A 15,732-nucleotide genomic window follows, 5' to 3' on the forward strand; every position below is an offset into this window, starting at 1 on the left:
GGCGAGTTTACCGGCGTCACGCGGGCCCGGCGTCAGTTGATCGTGTACGGATCGCCGTAGACCGACCACTTCAGTGGCGTGTGCAGGTCGAAGTTGCCTTCGTTGAGGAACTTCGCCTGCTCGGTGTCGACGCGGGAGGTGTCGGCGTGCGCCTCCTCCTGCTTCATGATGACCTTGCGGGCGGCGAAGAACGCCTTGAGGTACGCCGTTTCGTCACCGCCCTGCGCCGGCGTCTTCGCCTTCTTCATCGCGGCGCTGCGGATCCCGCCGAAGCTGTCGGAGCTGTCGCCGGGGCCGTGCATCACGATGGCGTCGTAGTAGGCGAACTGGCCGAGGTTGCTCAGGCCGTCGGACTTGCCCTGGCTGACCGCGGGGTCGAAGTAGACGCGGTCGCGCTCGTTGTTCTGCGCGGTCTGGAACGCCGAGGTGGCCGCGGCCTGCTTCCACGCGCTTTCGAACGCCGAGCCGAGGCCGGCGTGCGAATCGGTGCCGTTCACCTTGCGCAGCGCGGGAAGGTACTTCGCCAGCGGGTTGTCCGGCACGGAGTTCGTGTACGCCTCGACGAGCTCGAGCATGTCGCCGGTGCCGGAACAGAACCCGATGATGCCCGCGGTGTAGCCGCGGCCGTCACCGATGTCCTCGATGTACTTGTACTGCGCTTTCCAGTCCAGGGAGGAGTTTTCCGCGCTGGAGACCAGCTTCATCGCGATCTCCTTCTTCGCCGGCGCGGAGAGGTCGCCGACGGCGCGGGCCGTCGCGCTGCTCGCGGCCAGCGGAGCGGGAGCCGCGGTGGAGAGCGCGGGGGTGGTGATCACGAGGGCGGCCACGGAGGCGGCGCCGAGCGCGCCGACGAAGACCGGCCGCAACTTCTTGCTCATTTCGAGGAGACCCTTTCCGCGGGGACGTTTCCGGACGTTTCGGGTGAAGCTGCGGCGTAGCGTCACGGTAGCGAAGGGTGAGGATCACCACAAGGGGCGGAAATAGGTAAAAGGAGAACGGAAAACAGACGATTTCAGCGAGCGCCGGCGAACAGGCGGATCACGTCCGGCAGCACGTTCACCGGGATCGTCGGGTCGATCGCGCGCTGGACGCCGAGGCCGATGCCGAGGGACAGCAGGGCCGTCGCGGCGTCGGCGGCCGACATCGGGAGCGTGATGCCGAACCGCTCGGCGTAGCCGGTGAGCAGGCCGGCGATCGACTCGCGGATGGCCTTGTCCCGCGCGGCCAGCTCCGCGCGCACGTGCGGGTTGCGCCGGGCGTTCGTGGCGAACTCGACCTCCAGCGCGGTCCACGCCTCGTCGCCGATGCTGCGCTCGGCCCACGCCTGCAGCGCGGCCAGCAGCCCTTCCATCCCTTCGGCGCCGACCAGCGCCCCGGCGACCAGCGCGACCTGCTCGTCGTGGATCCGGTCGAGCACCGCGAGGCAGAGCTCGTCCTTGTTGCGGAAGTTCGAGTACACCGCGCCCTTCGAGTACCCGGCCTCGTCGGCGACCTTCTCCAGCGACGTCACGGAGTAGCCGTCACGCAGGAAGAGCTGCCGAGCGGTCTCGATCAGCTGCTCGCGCGTGCGCGCCTGGCTTTCCGCGCGGGTGAGTCGGGCCATGGGGCCCACTCTAGCGAGGTCCGGAATCGGGGTACCGCTGGTATTGAGATACTGCTAGTCTCCGAAAATGGAACAACGCCACTTCGCGGTCCTCGTCGTCGGTGCCGGGGCCTCCGGGCTGGGCGCGGCCATCCGCCTGGGCCAGGCCGGGGTCGACGACCTCGCCGTGCTCGAGAAAGCCGACGCGCTCGGCGGCACCTGGCGCGACAACACGTACCCGGGCTGCGCCTGCGACGTCCCGTCCGCGCTGTACTCGTACTCGTTCGCGCCGAACCCCGGGTGGACGCGCGCGTTCGCCGGCCAGGCCGAAATCCGCGACTACCTGCGGGCCACCGCCGAGCGGTACGGCGTCACGCCGAAGATCCGCTACGGCGTCGAGGTGACGCGCGCGCAGTGGAACCCCGCCGGGTCCCGCTGGGAGCTGGAGACGTCCCGGGGCCCGTACACCGCCCGGATCCTGGTCGCCGGCACCGGGCCGTGGCACGAACCGAACATCCCCGGCCTGCCCGGGCTCGCGGGCTTCCCCGGCGAGGTCTTCCACTCCGCGCGCTGGAACCACGGCTACGACCTGGCGGGCAAGCGGGTCGCGGTGGTCGGCACCGGCGCGTCGGCGGTCCAGTTCGTCCCGCGGATCGTGCCGCAGGTGGCGCGGCTGCACCTGTTCCAGCGCACCGCGCAGTGGGTGCTGCCGAAGCCGGACCACCCCGTGCCGGGCCTGGAACGGTTCCTCCTGCGGCGGTTCCCGGCCCTGCAGCGCGCGTTGCGCAGCGCGGAGTACGGCGCGATGGAGGCGCTCGGCTTCGGGTTCCGGCACCCGTGGCTGCTGCGGCAGGTGCAGAAGATCGGCCTGGCCCACCTGCGGCTGAGCGTGCGGGATCCGGCGCTGCGCGCGGCGTTGACCCCGGACTACACCCTCGGCTGCAAGCGCCTGCTGATGTCCAACACGTACTACCGGTCGCTGACCGAGTCCCATGTGGACGTGCACGCGACCGCCGTCCGCGCCGTCGAAGGCCGCACGGTCCTCGGCGCCGACGGCTCGGCGGCGGAGGTCGACGCCATCATCTTCGGCACCGGCTTCCACATCCTCGACATGCCGGTCTCCTCCCGCGTGTTCGACGGCGACGGCCGCAGCCTCGACGACCACTGGAAGGGCAGCCCGCAGGCGTACCAGGGCACGACGGTGGCCGGGTTCCCCAACCTGTTCCTGCTGCTGGGCCCGAGTCTCGGCACGGGGCACTCGTCGGCGTTCATGATCCTCGAAGCCCAGCTGCGGCACACGGTCGCGGCGGTGACGCGCGCCCTCCGGCCGGACCGCGGGCCGATCGAAGTCCGGCCGGAGGCGCAGGCGGCGTTCAACGCGGACGTGCAGGCGGCCCTGCCGGGCACGGTCTACCAGTCCGGCGGCTGCTCCAGCTATTACACGGATGTCAACGGCCGCAACAGTTTCAGCTGGCCGTTCTCGACGGGCCGCCTGCGGTCGCAGGTCGGCTCGTTCGACGAGAAGGACTACGAATTCGGGAGGATCGATGCGGTTCGCTGAAATCAGTCCGCGGGGTGCGGTGGTCGCGATCACCGGCGGCGCACGGGGCATCGGCCGCGCCACCGCCGCCGAGTTCGCCGCCCGCGGGGCGACCGTCTGCGTCGGCGACCTCGACACCGCGCTCGCCGAGCGGGTCCCCGACGCTCACGGCTTTCCGCTGGACGTCACCGTCCGCGCGTCCTTCGACGCCTTCACCGCCGCGGTGACCGAGCGCTTCGGCCGGATCGACGTGCTGGTCAACAACGCCGGGGTCATGCCGCTCGGCGACTTCCTCGAGGAACCGGACGAGGTCGGCCGCACCACGCTGGACGTCAACGTCCAGGGACTGGTGCACGGCCTGCGGTCGGTGCTGCCGGGGATGGTCGCCCGCGGGCGCGGGCACGTCGTCAACGTCGCGTCGATGGCGGGGAAGATCCCGTTGCCCGGCATGGCCGTGTACAACGCCAGCAAGTTCGCGGCCGTCGGCCTCACCGCCGCGGTCCGGCGCGAGTACGCCGCGACCGGTGTCAGCGTCAGCGCGGTGCTGCCCGGTGCGGTCCGCACCGAACTGGCGTCGGGCGTCCGGCTCGGCGGGGCACTGCCCACAGTGGACCCCGAGGACGTCGCGAAGGCGATCGCCGGCACGCTGCGCAGCCGCCGCGCGGAGACGGCCGTGCCGCGGTGGCTCGCCGGCTGGGACCTGCTCGCCGCGCTCACCCCGGAGCCGCTCATGACCTTCGCGCGCGGCTTGATCGGCGACGACCGCGCGTTGAAGGAACTCGACCCGGCGGGCCGCGCGGCCTACGTCCGGCGGGTCTCGGCGCAGGTCACAGCGTCTCGAACCGCAGACCGGCCTTGACGAGCCGGTCGATCAGCGCGTCGCCCATCGCGGTCGCGGTGGTCACCTGGCCGGCCGTCTCCGGGAGCGTGTCCGTGGCCAGGCACAAGGCCGACTCCGCGAGCATCTTCGCCGTCTCGTCGTAGCCCGGGTCACCGCCGGACACCTCCGTCACGACCCGGGAGCCGCCGCCTTCGCCGATGAACCGCACCGAAAACCACGACCGCGCACGGCGTTCGGGGCTCGGGCCGTTCCCGGGAGCCAGCACCCGGGACAGCCCGCGCCGCGCGGGCGGGACCTGCGCCGCCGCCAGCAGCGCGCCCGCGCCGAGCACGCCGCCCGCGAGCACCGGGAGGTGCCTGACCGCCGCGAAGTGCCGGTAGGTGAACTCCGGCCCGTACCGCTCGGACGCCGTCGCCGACCGGCGGACGACCTCGGGGTCGATCGTCGGCAGCGGCACCGCCCACCAGCCGGCGTCGCGCACCCGGTGCGGCCGGCCGAGCGGCGCGCGGGCGAACCGGCCGGCCGGCCGCGGTTCGGCGGCCGCGCGTTCGCGGGCGACGCGGGCGCCGGCCGGGAGCCGGGACATGATGGTCAGCGCGCTGAGGAACGTGCCACCCGAAGGCATCCCGCTCGCCCGGACGTAGCCGTCGACCTTCAGCGGCACGCCTTCGGGCAGCTGCCGCACGGTGAACCACGCGCCGAGGTCGTGCGGGATCGAGTCGAACCCGCACGAGTGCACCAGCCGCGCGCCGGTCTCCTGCGCGCGGCGGTCGTGCTTCAGGTACATGAGGTCGACGAACTCGGGTTCGCCGGTCAGGTCGACGTAGTCGGTGCCCGCCTCGGCGCACGCCGCCACCAGCGGCTCGCCCTGCGTCAGGTACGGGCCGACGGTCGTGATCACCACTTTCGCCGATTCGGCCACGGCGCGCAGGGAGGCCGGGTCGGCGGAGTCGGCGACCAGCAGGTCGAGCGACGCGAACCGGTCGTCGATCTCCGCGAGCCGCGCCCGGACGGCTTCGAGCTTGCCGCGGTTGCGCCCGGCGAGCGCCCAGCGCAGGTCCGCGGGCGCGTGGCGGGCCAGGTACTCGGCGGTGAGGCCGCCGGTGAAGCCGGTGGCGCCGAACAGGACCACGTCGTGCGCGCGCATGTCTCCTCCAGGGGGCGTCGACGGCGGACGCGCCCAGGTTACCCGCCGGTCACTATCTCCTCCGGGGCTCCGCCCGGAAGAGATCACTTGCGGTCACCCGTGTACACAACAGCCGCCGCCACGGCCGCGACACCGCTGATCACGTCGGCGATCCGCCGCGGCAGCCCGTGGTGGGTGTCCTCCATCCAGGTCCGCACCTGCGCCCGGCCGAGCTCCGGCTCGCACAGGTCGTCGACGCCCGCGGTCCAGGCCAGCAGCGCCAGGCAGGTCGCGCGCGGGTCGGGCCGCTCGACGCCGAACACCGCGGACCGCGCCTTGTGCCGGGCCGCCGTCGACACGAGCAGGTCCGCCGGCGGGTAGCGGAACCGGCGGCGCAGGAGCACCCGGTCGGGCGTCCGCCGGACGAGGCCCGCGGCGACGAGGTGCTCGGCGACCGCCTCGGGCAGGTCGTCGCGGAGGTGGTCGACCCACTCGCGGACACTGTGCGCCCGCTTTTCCGAAACAATTTCGGAAAACACGCTGTCGGCCGCCGCGATTCCGGGCGGCCGCTGCGCGATCGGGCGGATCCTGCGGTTCTCGACGGTGATCCTTTCGGTGAAGAGCAGATCGCACAAAACCGCGCCCGCCAAGCCGATACCCAGCGAAGTCCGGCTCAAGACGGGACGGCCGCTGAACTCGTCGTGCCCGAGGAAGAAGAACGAATCGACCATGGTGAGCCGGCGCATGACGGAAAAAGGCCCCCTGGGCGGTCGCGGTGAGGCTGTCGAAGATAGCGGTACGGCTTCACCCGGCTCTCGGAGAGATCACGTTTTACCCCGAACGGACGTACCGCCGCGCAGGCCGACCCCCTACTCTGGGTCGCCGCCGCCAAGATCACCCACGGCGCGGGGGAAGGTTCATGGGTACCCACTCACCGGGGCACGGCCTCGGCAGCAAGCGGCTCGGTGCCGCGCAGATCGTCTTCTTCGTCGTCGCGGCCGCCGGTCCGCTGTACGCGATCGCCGGCGGGGTCTCGGCGACGTACGCGGTGACCGGCAGCATCGGCGTCCCGTTGTCCTTCGTGTTGCTGGCCCCGGTGCTCGCGCTGTTCGCCGTCGGGTACGCGGCGATGGGCCGGTACATCACGAACGCCGGCGCGTTCTACCCCTATGTGGCGCACGGGATCGGGCGGTCCGCGGGCACCGCCGTCTCCTACGTGACAGTGCTGGCATACAGCTCGATCCAGGTCGGCGTGTTCGGCCTCTTCGGGTTGTCCGTCTCCACGTGGCTGGACACGATGTTCGGGCTGACCGTCCCGTGGTGGCTGCCCGCCCTGCTGATGGTGCTCGTCGTCGGCGCCGGCGGCGTGCTGCGGATCGACCTCAACGCGAAGGTGCTCGGCGTCGCGCTCGGCCTCGAGGTCGCGGTGCTGGTCGTCTTGAACGTCGGCATGTTCGGCCATCCGGCCGGGGGCTCGGTTTCACTGGTGCCGCTTTCGCCGTCGAGTCTGTTCACCGCGGGCGTCGGCGCCGTTTTCGCGTTTTCCATCGCGGTTTTCACCGGGTTCGAGGGCGCCGCCACCTACTGCGAAGAATGCCGTGACCCGCGCCGGACGGTGGGCCGCGCGACGTTCATCGCCATCGGCCTGACCGCGGTGCTGTACATCGCTTCTTCGCTCGGGATGGCCGTCGCGACCGGTCCGGACCACATCGTCGAGCGCGCGACGGCGGAAGGACCCGGCCTGCTGTTCGGCCTCGGCGGGCAGTTCGTCGGCACGACGTTCGCCGACGTCGCGTACGTGCTCTTCCTGACCAGTCAGTGCGCCGCCCTGCTGAGCTTCCACAACGCCGTCGCGCGGTACTTCTTCGCGCTGGGCCGGGAAGGGCTGCTGCCGGAGGGCTTCAGCCGGACGAGCAAGCGCACCGGCGCGCCGATCGGCGGCTCACTGGTCCAGACCACGATCGCGTTCGTCGTCGTCTCGGTGTTCGCGCTCGCCGGCCGCGACCCGTTCACGGACCTGTTCACGTGGACCGGCGTCACCGCCTCGACCGGCGTCACGATCATCATGATCGCGGTTTCCCTGTCGGTCATCGGGTTCTTCCGCGGCCGCCCGGGCCGGGAGACGTGGTGGCGGCGCCTGGGTGCGCCCGCGCTCGCGGCGGTGACGCTGACCGCGGTGCTGGTGCTGATCATCGTCAACTTCGACGTCCTGCTCGGCCCGGCGGGCTCGATCCCGGTGCTGCGCTGGGGTTTGCCGGGCCTGCTGGTGCTCGCCGGCCTGGCCGGGTTCCTGCGGGCCGAGTCGCTGCGCACGCGCCGGCCCGACGTCTACGCGGGGATCGGCGGCCCGCTGCGCGAGGACGAACTGGTCGAGTCCCCGTGAGCGACGTCCGCGCGGCCGATCCGGCCGAACGCGACACCGTGCTGGAGATCCTCGTCGCCGCGTTCCAGGACGACCCGATGAGCGGCTGGGTGTTCCCGGACGCCGGGCGCCGCCGCGACGTTTCGCACCCCGCGTTCTTCGGCGCGCTCCTCGACGCCGGCTTCGCGGCCGGGCACGTCGACGTGACCGCCGACCACACCGCGGCGGTGATCTGGCTGCCTCCCGGCGAGGACGACGACGGCCCGATCGCCGGGCTCGACGCGGCCGAGCTCGACCGGCTCGGCGTGCTCCTCGGCCTGATGGCCGAGCGCGAGCCGCCCGGCCCGCTCTGGCACGCGCAGTTCATCGGCGTCCGGCCGGGCCTGCAGGGCCAGGGCATCGGCGGCCGGCTGCTGCGCCACGGCCTCGACCGGGCCGACGCCGAGGGCGTCCCCACCTACCTGGAGGCCAGCTCGCCGGCCAGCACGCGCCTCTACCGGCGGCTCGGGTTCGCCGACCACGGACCCGCGTTCCGCCCGCCCGGCGGGCCGCCGATGCAGCCGATGAGCCGCCCCACGTCCTGAGCCGTTACCGGCGAGTACAGTGCGCCTTCGAACGCGAGGAGGCAGACGTGACCGAACGCTTCGGCAGCTACCAAAACGAGCTCTACCTGCAGGGACTCGGGGGTCAGCTGCCGCCGTGCTCGACCGACGCGACCAAGCTCGAGGCGTCGGCCCGTGAGGTCATGGCGCCCGGTCCGTTCTCCTACGTCGCGGGCGCGGCCGGCTCCGGCGCGACGGCCCGCGCCAACCGCGAGGCGTTCGACCGCTGGCGCGTCGTGCCGCGGATGCTGACCGGCGCCACCGACCGCGACCTGGCCACCACGGTGCTCGGCACCCGGCTGCCCGCGCCGGTCGCCGTCGCGCCCGTCGGCGTCCAGTCGATCGTCCACCCGGACGCCGAGTCCGCGACCGCCCGCGCCGCCGCCTCGGTGGGCCTGCCGTTCATCCTCTCCTCGGCGTCGTCGACCGGCATCGAGGACGTCGCCGCGGCCAACGGCGACGGCCCGCGCTGGTTCCAGCTGTACTGGCCCGGCGATCCGGACGTCTGCGCGAGCCTGCTGGCCCGCGCGAAGGCGGCCGGCTACACGGCGCTGGTCGTCACGCTCGACACGTGGACGCTGGCCTGGCGACCGTCCGATCTGGACCAGTCGTACCTGCCGTTCCTGCAGGGCGAAGGGCTCGCCGTCCCGTTCACGGACCCGGTGTTCCGCTCCCGCCTGGAGAAGACGCCCGAGGAGGACCGCGGCACGGCGATCCTCACCTGGCTGGGCATGATCACCGGCACCGACCGGACGTGGGACCAGCTGCCGTTCCTGCGCGAGCACTGGGACGGCCCGATCGTCCTCAAGGGCATCCAGCACGTCGCCGACGCGCGCCGCGCGGCCGAGGCCGGCATGGACGGCATCGTCGTGTCGAACCACGGCGGCCGCCAGGTCGACGGCGCGATCGGGGCCCTGGAGGCGCTGCCCGGGATCGTCGCGGCGGTCGGCGACCGCATGGAGGTGCTGTTCGACTCGGGCGTCCGCACCGGCGCGGACGTGCTGAAGGCGATCGCGCTGGGCGCGCGGGCGGTCCTGGTCGGCCGGCCGTGGGTGTACGGCCTGGCGCACGCGGGCGAGGACGGCGTCCGGCACGTCCTGCGGAGCCTGCTGGCGGACTTCGACCTGACCATGGGGCTTTCCGGCCACCACACCCTCGCCGACCTGGGCCCGGACTCGCTCCGGCGGACGTGAGGTAACGAAACGGGAAAGCGGGGGACAACCGGGAACCCGGCGGCTACTGTTCGAGTCCCATCGCGGGTCGTCGGGGGCGGCCTGCTTCCCGGTTTTCCTTTCCCGTTGGGGGTTTTCCATGTCTTCGATCATGATGCGCATCGGCATCCTGTTCGCCGTGCTCGGCTTCGGATCGCTGATCCTCGAGCAGTTCGACTACGAGTTCCGGCTCATCGCCTGGGCGTCGGACATGCAGCCCGGCTTCGGCATCGTGCTCGGCCTGGTCGGCCTCGCGCTGGTCGGCGGTTCGGTGGCGATCAGCCGCGCGAAGGCGCCCAAGCCGCAGCAGCAGTTCGCCCAGCCCGCGCCCGGTGGCCAGTTCCCCGGCCAGCCGCAGCCCTACGCCGGCCAGCCGCAGGCACAGCAGCAGTACCCGCAGCAGCCCGGCCAGCCCGGCTGAGTCCCGTTCCGGACGGCCCCGCACCCACCCGGTGCGGGGCCGTTCGCGTGCGCCCGGTCACGCGGCGGGGATATTCGGAGGCCGGGTCGGTCACGCACGGCTATCCTGGGTGCAAGTATGTCCACGCCATCCCCTTTCGCAGCGCTGCGTGCGCGCCTGCCCGAGCTGATGCCGCGCGACGAGCAGCGGTTGCGCCGGCGGCTCGACGGTGCCCGCAAGGCCCGCGACCGCGACGCCGTCCTGGCGCGGATCGCCGCCGACGTCGACGCGGCCGAGCTGCGCGTCCAGGCACGCCGCGAAAGCGTGCCCAAGATCGAATACCCCGAAGAGCTGCCGGTCAGCAGGCTCAAGGACGAGATCGCCGCGGCCATCGGCGAGCACCAGGTCGTGATCGTCGCGGGGGAGACCGGCTCGGGCAAGACCACCCAGCTGCCGAAGATCTGCCTCGAGCTCGGCCGCGGCATCCGCGGCCAGATCGGGCACACCCAGCCGCGGCGGCTGGCCGCCCGCACGGTCGCCGACCGGATCGCGAGCGAGCTGAAGACCGAGCTCGGCGACACCGTCGGCTACAAGGTGCGGTTCACCGACCAGTCGGGGCAGGACACGCTGGTCAAGCTGATGACCGACGGCATCCTGCTCGCCGAGATCCAGACCGACCGCTCGCTGCGCCAGTACGACACCCTCATCATCGACGAGGCCCACGAGCGCAGCCTCAACATCGACTTCATCCTCGGCTACCTCAAGCAGCTGCTGCCGCGCCGCCCCGACCTCAAGGTCATCATCACCTCGGCGACCATCGACCCCGAGCGGTTCTCGAAGCACTTCGACGACGCGCCGATCGTCGAGGTCTCCGGCCGGACCTACCCGGTCGAGACGCGCTACCGGCCGCTCGTCGACCCCGACCGGCCCGAGGACGACGAGCGCGACCAGACCCAGGGCATCCTCGACGCCGTCGAGGAGCTGTGCGCCGAGGGCCCCGGCGACATCCTGGTGTTCCTCTCCGGCGAGCGCGAGATCCGCGACACCGCGGACGTCCTCACCCGGGCGAACCTGCGGAACACCGAAGTGCTGCCGCTGTACGCGCGGCTGTCGTCGGCCGAGCAGCAGCGCATCTTCCAGTCCCACACCGGGCGGCGCGTGGTGCTCGCGACGAACGTCGCCGAGACGTCGCTGACCGTGCCGGGCATCAAGTACGTCGTCGACCCGGGCACCGCGCGGATCTCGCGCTACAGCCACCGCACCAAGGTCCAGCGGCTGCCGATCGAGCCGGTGTCGCAGGCGTCGGCGAACCAGCGCAAGGGCCGCTGCGGCCGGACGTCCGACGGCATCTGCATCCGGCTCTATTCCGAAGCGGACTTCGAGAGCCGTCCCGAGTTCACCGACCCGGAGATCCTGCGGACCAACCTCGCGTCGGTCATCCTGCAGATGACGTCGCTGGGGCTGGGCGACATCGCGGCGTTCCCGTTCGTCGAGCCGCCGGACCGCCGCCAGGTCACCGACGGCATCGGCCTGCTGCAGGAACTCGGCGCCTTTTCGAGCACCGGTTCCGACCGCAGCCTCACCGACATCGGCCGCAAGCTCGCGCAGCTGCCCGTCGACCCGCGGATGGGCCGGATGGTCCTGGAGGCGGCGAAGAACGGCTGTGTCCGCGAGGTCATGATCATCGCCGCCGCACTGTCCATCCAGGACCCGCGCGAGCGGCCGGCGGAGAAGCAGCAGGCCGCGGACGCCCAGCACGCGCGGTTCGCCGACCCGACGTCGGACTTCCTCGCGTACCTGAACCTCTGGGAGTACGTCGCCGAGCAGCAGAAGGCGTTGTCCGGCAACCAGTTCCGGCGGATGTGCCGCACCGAGTACCTGAACTACCTGCGCCTGCGCGAGTGGCAGGACATCTTCAGCCAGCTGCGTCAGCTGGCCAAGCCGCTGGGCATCTCCCTGAACACCAACACGACCCCGGTCGACCCGCAGCGCGTGCACACGTCGCTGATCGCCGGGCTGCTCTCGCACATCGGACTCAAGGACCCGGCCAAGGGCGACTACCTCGGCGCGCGCGGCGCCCGGTTCGGCGTTTTTCCCGGCTCGGCGCTGTTCAAGAAGCAGCCGCGGTGGGTGATGTCAGCCGAACTGGTCGAGACGTCGCGGCTCTGGGCGCGGGTCAACGCCCGCATCGAGCCGGAGTGGGTCGAGCCGCTGGCGCAGCACGTCGTCAAGCGGAACTACTCCGAACCGCACTGGGAACGCAAGCAGGGCGCGGTGATGGCGACCGAGCGCGTGACGCTGTACGGCGTCCCGCTGGTCGCCGACCGCCGCGTCAACTACGGGCGGATCGACCCGGAGATGTCGCGCGCGCTGTTCATCCGGCACGCGCTGGTCGAGGGCGACTGGCAGACCCGCCACCACTTCTTCGCCGAGAACCGGGCGCTGCTGGAGGAGGTCGAGGACCTCGAGAACCGCGCGCGGCGGCGCGACATCCTGGTCGACGACCAGACGCTGTACGAGTTCTACGACGCCCGCGTCCCGGCGGACGTCGTCTCGGTGCGTCACTTCGACACCTGGTGGAAGAAGGCGCGCCACGAGCAGCCGGACCTGCTCTCGTTCGAGAAGTCCATGCTCATCAACGAGACCGCGGGCGGCGTGCGCGAGTCGGACTACCCGGACTCGTGGACGCAGGGTACGCAGGTTTTCAAGCTGACCTACCAGTTCGAGCCGGGCGCGGACGCCGACGGCGTCACCGTGCACGTCCCGCTGCCGGTCCTGAACCAGGTGACGCCCGACGGCTTCGACTGGCAGGTGCCGGGGCTGCGCCAGGAGCTGGTCACCCAGCTGATCAAGTCGCTGCCGAAGGCGCTGCGGCGGAACTTCGTCCCGGCGCCGGACACGGCTCGCGACGTCCTCGCGCGAGTGTCCCCTTCGGACGGACCGCTGCTGGAGGTGCTCGGGCGCGAGCTGCGGGCGCTGCGCGGCATCACGGTGCCCTACGCGGATTGGGACCTCGCGTCGGTGCCGGACCACTTGAAGATGACGTTCCGGGTGGTCGACGAGCGCGGCAAGAAGGTGGCCGAAGGCAAGGACGTCGAGGAGCTGCAGCGGCGGCTGGCCCCGAAGGTCCGCGCGACGATCTCCAAGGCAGCCAACACCCTCGAAAAGGCCGGGCTGACGAAGCCCGCGTTCGGCTCGCTGCCGAAGGTGTTCGAGTCGACGCAGCGCGGCCACGACGTCAAGGCGTACCCGGCACTGGTCGACGAAGGCGCGTCGGTCGCGGTGCGCCTGCTGGACACGCCGGGCCAGCAGGAACACGCGATGTGGGCGGGCACGCGGCGGATGCTGCGGCTCAACCTGAACTCGCCGATGAAGTTCATCACGAGGTCGCTGTCGAACTCGTCCAAGCTCGTGCTCAACCGCAACCCGCACGGCAGCGTCGCGGCCCTGCTCGAGGACTGCGTCGACTGCGCGGTGGACGCCCTGATGGCGGCCGGCGGCGGCCCGGTGTGGGACGAGACCGGCTTCAAGGTGCTGCTGGAGAAGGTCCGGGCCGGCCTGCAGCCGGCGGTGCTGGACGTGCTGACCGAGGTCGAGAAGATCCTCCGTGCGGCGAACGACGTCGAGGTGCAGCTGCCGGCCACGCGCGGCCCGGCGGAGTCGCTGGCCGACGTCCGCACCCAGCTTTCGGCCCTGGTGTACCCGGGTTTCGTGACGGCGACCGGTGCTCCGCGGCTGCGCAACGTCGTGCGCTACCTGCAAGGGATTTCCCGCCGGCTGGACAAGCTCCCGACCGAGCCGACCCGCGACCTCCAGCGGACGGCGGACATCGCGTGGATCACCGCGGAGTACCAGGACGCGCTGGGTTCCCTGCCACCGGGCACGTCGTCGCCCGCGCTGGACGAAGTCCGCTGGATGATCGAGGAACTGCGGGTCTCGTTCTTCGCCCAGACGCTGGGGACGGCGCACCCGGTGTCGCTGAAGCGGATCACCAAGGCCATCGACGACGCGCTGGCTTAGAGGAAGACCCGCGCGACCTCCACCGATCGCGGTGAGGCCGGTTTCGGCCAGTGGGCGGGCGAGGTGCGCGATCTTCCGCCGCCGCAACGAGGGTGTCGAGTTCGTCCCCTTCGGTCACGAGTCGAGCCCGTAGTCGATCACCGTGCCAGGCTACCGAAAACCGGTATGTCCGGATCCGGACTTCCGTCGGTTGACCCTGCCCGCACGGGCGTCAAGCCTGGGACGGCTGAAGACCTCCTGGGAAAGGACCTTCCGATGTCCTTGGGTGATACGTCCGCCAAGCGAAGAATCTTCGCCACGCTCACCGCGCTCGTGCTGCCGCTCGCCGTCGTGCTCGCGCCGGCCGCGCACGCCGCGGGCGGCGGGCCGCCGCTGCCCGGCGCATCCGCGCACAGCAAGCACAAGATCGCCGAAGCGCACCACGACGTGCCGAACCCGCTGCTCAAGGAGCAGTTCGCCGACGGGGAAGAAGAGGACGGCGACGACCCCTCGTTGTCCGCGCTCTGCCAGACCTACATCGGCAAGCCGAACCCGTACCGGCCGCTCGCCCCGAACGACGACGTCATCGACGGCGACACCATCGTGCCGACCGGCAGCCAGACCGGCTGCAGCACCGCCCAGAACGAGACGACCATCGCCGTCAACCCGGAGAACCCGCGCAACATCGTCGCGGGCTCGAACGACTACCGGCTCTACAACACCCGCGAATCCCGCAACGACTCCGGCGGCTTCGCCTACACCTCGTTCGACGGCGGCCGGACCTGGGCGAACGTCCAGCTGCCGCACCTGGACTTCCCGACCGGGGCGGGCGCCCCACTGTCCTACATGGACGCCGCGGGTGACCCGGCCCTCGCGTTCGGGCCGCACAACACCGTCTATTACGCGACGCTCGTGTTCAGCCGGGCGGCGGTCCCGGACGACCAGCAGCCCGCCAGCGGCATCGCCGTGTCGGTGTCCCACGACGGCGGCCGCAGCTTCGGCGACCCGGCGATCCTGCACCTCGACGGCGTCACGCCGGCCGGCACGGCGACGCCCACGAACATCTTCAACGACAAGGAGTGGATCGCCGCCGACCCGGTGACGGGGACGGTCTACGTCAGCTGGACGCAGTTCACCTACGACGCCGCCGGGAACTTCGCCGAGTCGCCGATCGTGCTGTCGAAGTCGGGCGACTTCGGGCGGACGTGGTCGCCGCTGCGCCGGGTTTCGCCGTCGCTGACCGGGTTCTCCGGCGGGATCACGCCGTTCGGCAGCGGCTCGAACCCGGTCGTCACCCGCGACGGGACCCTGCAGATCGCCTACGAGACGTCGGTGTGCGCGACGGCCGCGTGCGACCAGCCCGCCGACCACGACGCCGTCGTCGTGGCGACCTCGCGCGACGGCGGCCGGACGTTCCGGCACGCCGAGGTCGGCCTCGACTTCGACTTCCCGGTGAACGAAGACGTCGCCAACAACGCGCTGACCGGTGAGAACTTCCGGGTCAACAGCTTCCCGCAGCTGACCTACGACCGCGTCACCGACCACCTGTGGGTGACCTGGGCCGACGACCGCAACGGCACCTACACCGGCGGCAAGTCGGTCAGGACGAACGGCGACGCGTTCCTCAGCGGCTCCGACGGCCGGCACGGCTGGTCGAAGCCGGCGAAGATCGGCACGGGCGCCGACGAGGTGTTCCCGGCCGTCGCGGCCCGGGCCGGGCGCGTCGCGGTCACGTTCTACACCCGCGGCTACGACCCGAACGGCATCGGCCTCGACTACGCGTACACGACCGGCTGGGGCGACAACGCCGGGCCGATCCGGCGCATCACGACGCAGACGTCGAACCCGCAGGTCCAGTTCGTGGCGGCGGGCGCGGTGACGGGCAAGGAGCTCCAGGGGGTGTTCATCGGCGACTACACGGCGGCCGCGGTGGGCGCCGACTTCCGCCTGCACCCGTGCTGGACCGACTTCCGCGGCAACCCGGGCAGGACCCTGCCGAACCAGGACGTGGTGACGCAGGGCCTCTCGATGGTCCAGTAGCGGTGGCGCCGTGCCGGCCGGTTCGCGCC

The 15,732-nt window shown here is 71.6% G+C and carries 12 protein-coding genes; 8 read left to right on the forward strand and 4 right to left on the reverse strand.

Annotated elements, in window-relative coordinates; genetic code table 11:
• Nucleotides 1-32 precede the first annotated feature (32 nt).
• Entirely contained in the window at nt 33-878 is an 846-nt protein-coding gene (locus tag ACWEN0_RS43015; RefSeq protein WP_451986648.1) for a chitosanase, read from the reverse strand.
• Between the two features lie 134 nt (nt 879-1,012).
• On the reverse strand, nt 1,013-1,603 hold the full coding sequence (locus ACWEN0_RS43020; protein ID WP_451986650.1) for a TetR/AcrR family transcriptional regulator: 591 nt from the start codon (nt 1,601-1,603) through the stop codon (nt 1,013-1,015).
• Between the two features lie 67 nt (nt 1,604-1,670).
• Between ACWEN0_RS43020 and ACWEN0_RS43025 the strand changes: the two genes are divergently transcribed.
• Nucleotides 1,671-3,143, forward strand: a complete 1,473-nt coding sequence (locus ACWEN0_RS43025; RefSeq protein WP_451986652.1) for a flavin-containing monooxygenase — start codon at nt 1,671-1,673, stop codon at nt 3,141-3,143.
• Nucleotides 3,130-3,981, forward strand: coding sequence for an SDR family oxidoreductase (locus tag ACWEN0_RS43030; protein WP_451986654.1), 852 nt, complete (start codon nt 3,130-3,132; stop codon nt 3,979-3,981). Before ACWEN0_RS43025 ends, ACWEN0_RS43030 begins: the two co-directional genes overlap by 14 nt.
• Here the strand turns inward: ACWEN0_RS43030 and ACWEN0_RS43035 are convergent.
• Nucleotides 3,950-5,110, reverse strand: coding sequence for a saccharopine dehydrogenase family protein (locus tag ACWEN0_RS43035; protein WP_451986656.1), 1,161 nt, complete (start codon nt 5,108-5,110; stop codon nt 3,950-3,952). The two genes, ACWEN0_RS43030 and ACWEN0_RS43035, sit on opposite strands and share 32 nt — an antisense overlap.
• Before the next feature lie 83 nt (nt 5,111-5,193).
• A complete protein-coding gene (locus ACWEN0_RS43040) occupies nt 5,194-5,835 on the reverse strand; it encodes a GOLPH3/VPS74 family protein (protein ID WP_451986658.1) in 642 nt (213 codons plus the stop codon).
• Between the two features lie 173 nt (nt 5,836-6,008).
• On the opposite strand from ACWEN0_RS43040, the gene ACWEN0_RS43045 reads away from it, so the two are divergent.
• The 6 genes from ACWEN0_RS43045 to ACWEN0_RS43070 all read left to right on the forward strand — a co-directional run bounded on the left by ACWEN0_RS43045 (nt 6,009) and on the right by ACWEN0_RS43070 (nt 15,703).
• Nucleotides 6,009-7,472: an APC family permease gene (locus tag ACWEN0_RS43045; protein WP_451986660.1), complete on the forward strand. Its 1,464-nt coding sequence runs from the start codon at nt 6,009-6,011 to the stop codon at nt 7,470-7,472.
• Complete coding sequence (locus tag ACWEN0_RS43050; RefSeq protein ID WP_451986662.1) at nt 7,469-8,035, forward strand: GNAT family N-acetyltransferase; 567 nt, start codon at nt 7,469-7,471, stop codon at nt 8,033-8,035. Before ACWEN0_RS43045 ends, ACWEN0_RS43050 begins: the two co-directional genes overlap by 4 nt.
• Before the next feature lie 47 nt (nt 8,036-8,082).
• Nucleotides 8,083-9,246 carry a lactate 2-monooxygenase gene (locus ACWEN0_RS43055; protein ID WP_451986664.1) on the forward strand — a complete coding sequence of 388 codons (1,164 nt, stop codon included), beginning with the start codon at nt 8,083-8,085 and terminating at the stop codon, nt 9,244-9,246.
• 118 nt (nt 9,247-9,364) lie between these two features.
• Nucleotides 9,365-9,685 carry a hypothetical protein gene (locus tag ACWEN0_RS43060; protein WP_451986666.1) on the forward strand — a complete coding sequence of 107 codons (321 nt, stop codon included), beginning with the start codon at nt 9,365-9,367 and terminating at the stop codon, nt 9,683-9,685.
• 168 nt (nt 9,686-9,853) lie between these two features.
• Entirely contained in the window at nt 9,854-13,684 is a 3,831-nt protein-coding gene (gene hrpA / locus ACWEN0_RS43065; RefSeq protein WP_451986740.1) for an ATP-dependent RNA helicase HrpA, read from the forward strand.
• 255 nt (nt 13,685-13,939) lie between these two features.
• Nucleotides 13,940-15,703, forward strand: coding sequence for a sialidase family protein (locus tag ACWEN0_RS43070; RefSeq protein ID WP_451986668.1), 1,764 nt, complete (start codon nt 13,940-13,942; stop codon nt 15,701-15,703).
• Nucleotides 15,704-15,732 lie beyond the last annotated feature (29 nt).

This window comes from Amycolatopsis sp. NPDC004378 (assembly GCF_053602455.1).

Excerpts from the sequence above, each read along its gene's own strand:
- ACWEN0_RS43025 (WP_451986652.1), top strand. The coding sequence starts at position 1,671 with ATGGAACAACGCCACTTCGCGGTCCTCGTCGTCGGTGCCGGGGCCTCC.
- ACWEN0_RS43015 (WP_451986648.1), bottom strand. The coding sequence starts at position 878 with ATGAGCAAGAAGTTGCGGCCGGTCTTCGTCGGCGCGCTCGGCGCCGCC.
- ACWEN0_RS43020 (WP_451986650.1), bottom strand. The coding sequence starts at position 1,603 with ATGGCCCGACTCACCCGCGCGGAAAGCCAGGCGCGCACGCGCGAGCAG.
- ACWEN0_RS43035 (WP_451986656.1), bottom strand. The coding sequence starts at position 5,110 with ATGCGCGCGCACGACGTGGTCCTGTTCGGCGCCACCGGCTTCACCGGC.
- ACWEN0_RS43030 (WP_451986654.1), top strand. The coding sequence starts at position 3,130 with ATGCGGTTCGCTGAAATCAGTCCGCGGGGTGCGGTGGTCGCGATCACC.
- hrpA (WP_451986740.1), top strand. The coding sequence starts at position 9,854 with ATGCCGCGCGACGAGCAGCGGTTGCGCCGGCGGCTCGACGGTGCCCGC.
- ACWEN0_RS43040 (WP_451986658.1), bottom strand. The coding sequence starts at position 5,835 with ATGCGCCGGCTCACCATGGTCGATTCGTTCTTCTTCCTCGGGCACGAC.
- ACWEN0_RS43070 (WP_451986668.1), top strand. The coding sequence starts at position 13,940 with ATGTCCTTGGGTGATACGTCCGCCAAGCGAAGAATCTTCGCCACGCTC.
- ACWEN0_RS43045 (WP_451986660.1), top strand. The coding sequence starts at position 6,009 with ATGGGTACCCACTCACCGGGGCACGGCCTCGGCAGCAAGCGGCTCGGT.
- ACWEN0_RS43060 (WP_451986666.1), top strand. The coding sequence starts at position 9,365 with ATGTCTTCGATCATGATGCGCATCGGCATCCTGTTCGCCGTGCTCGGC.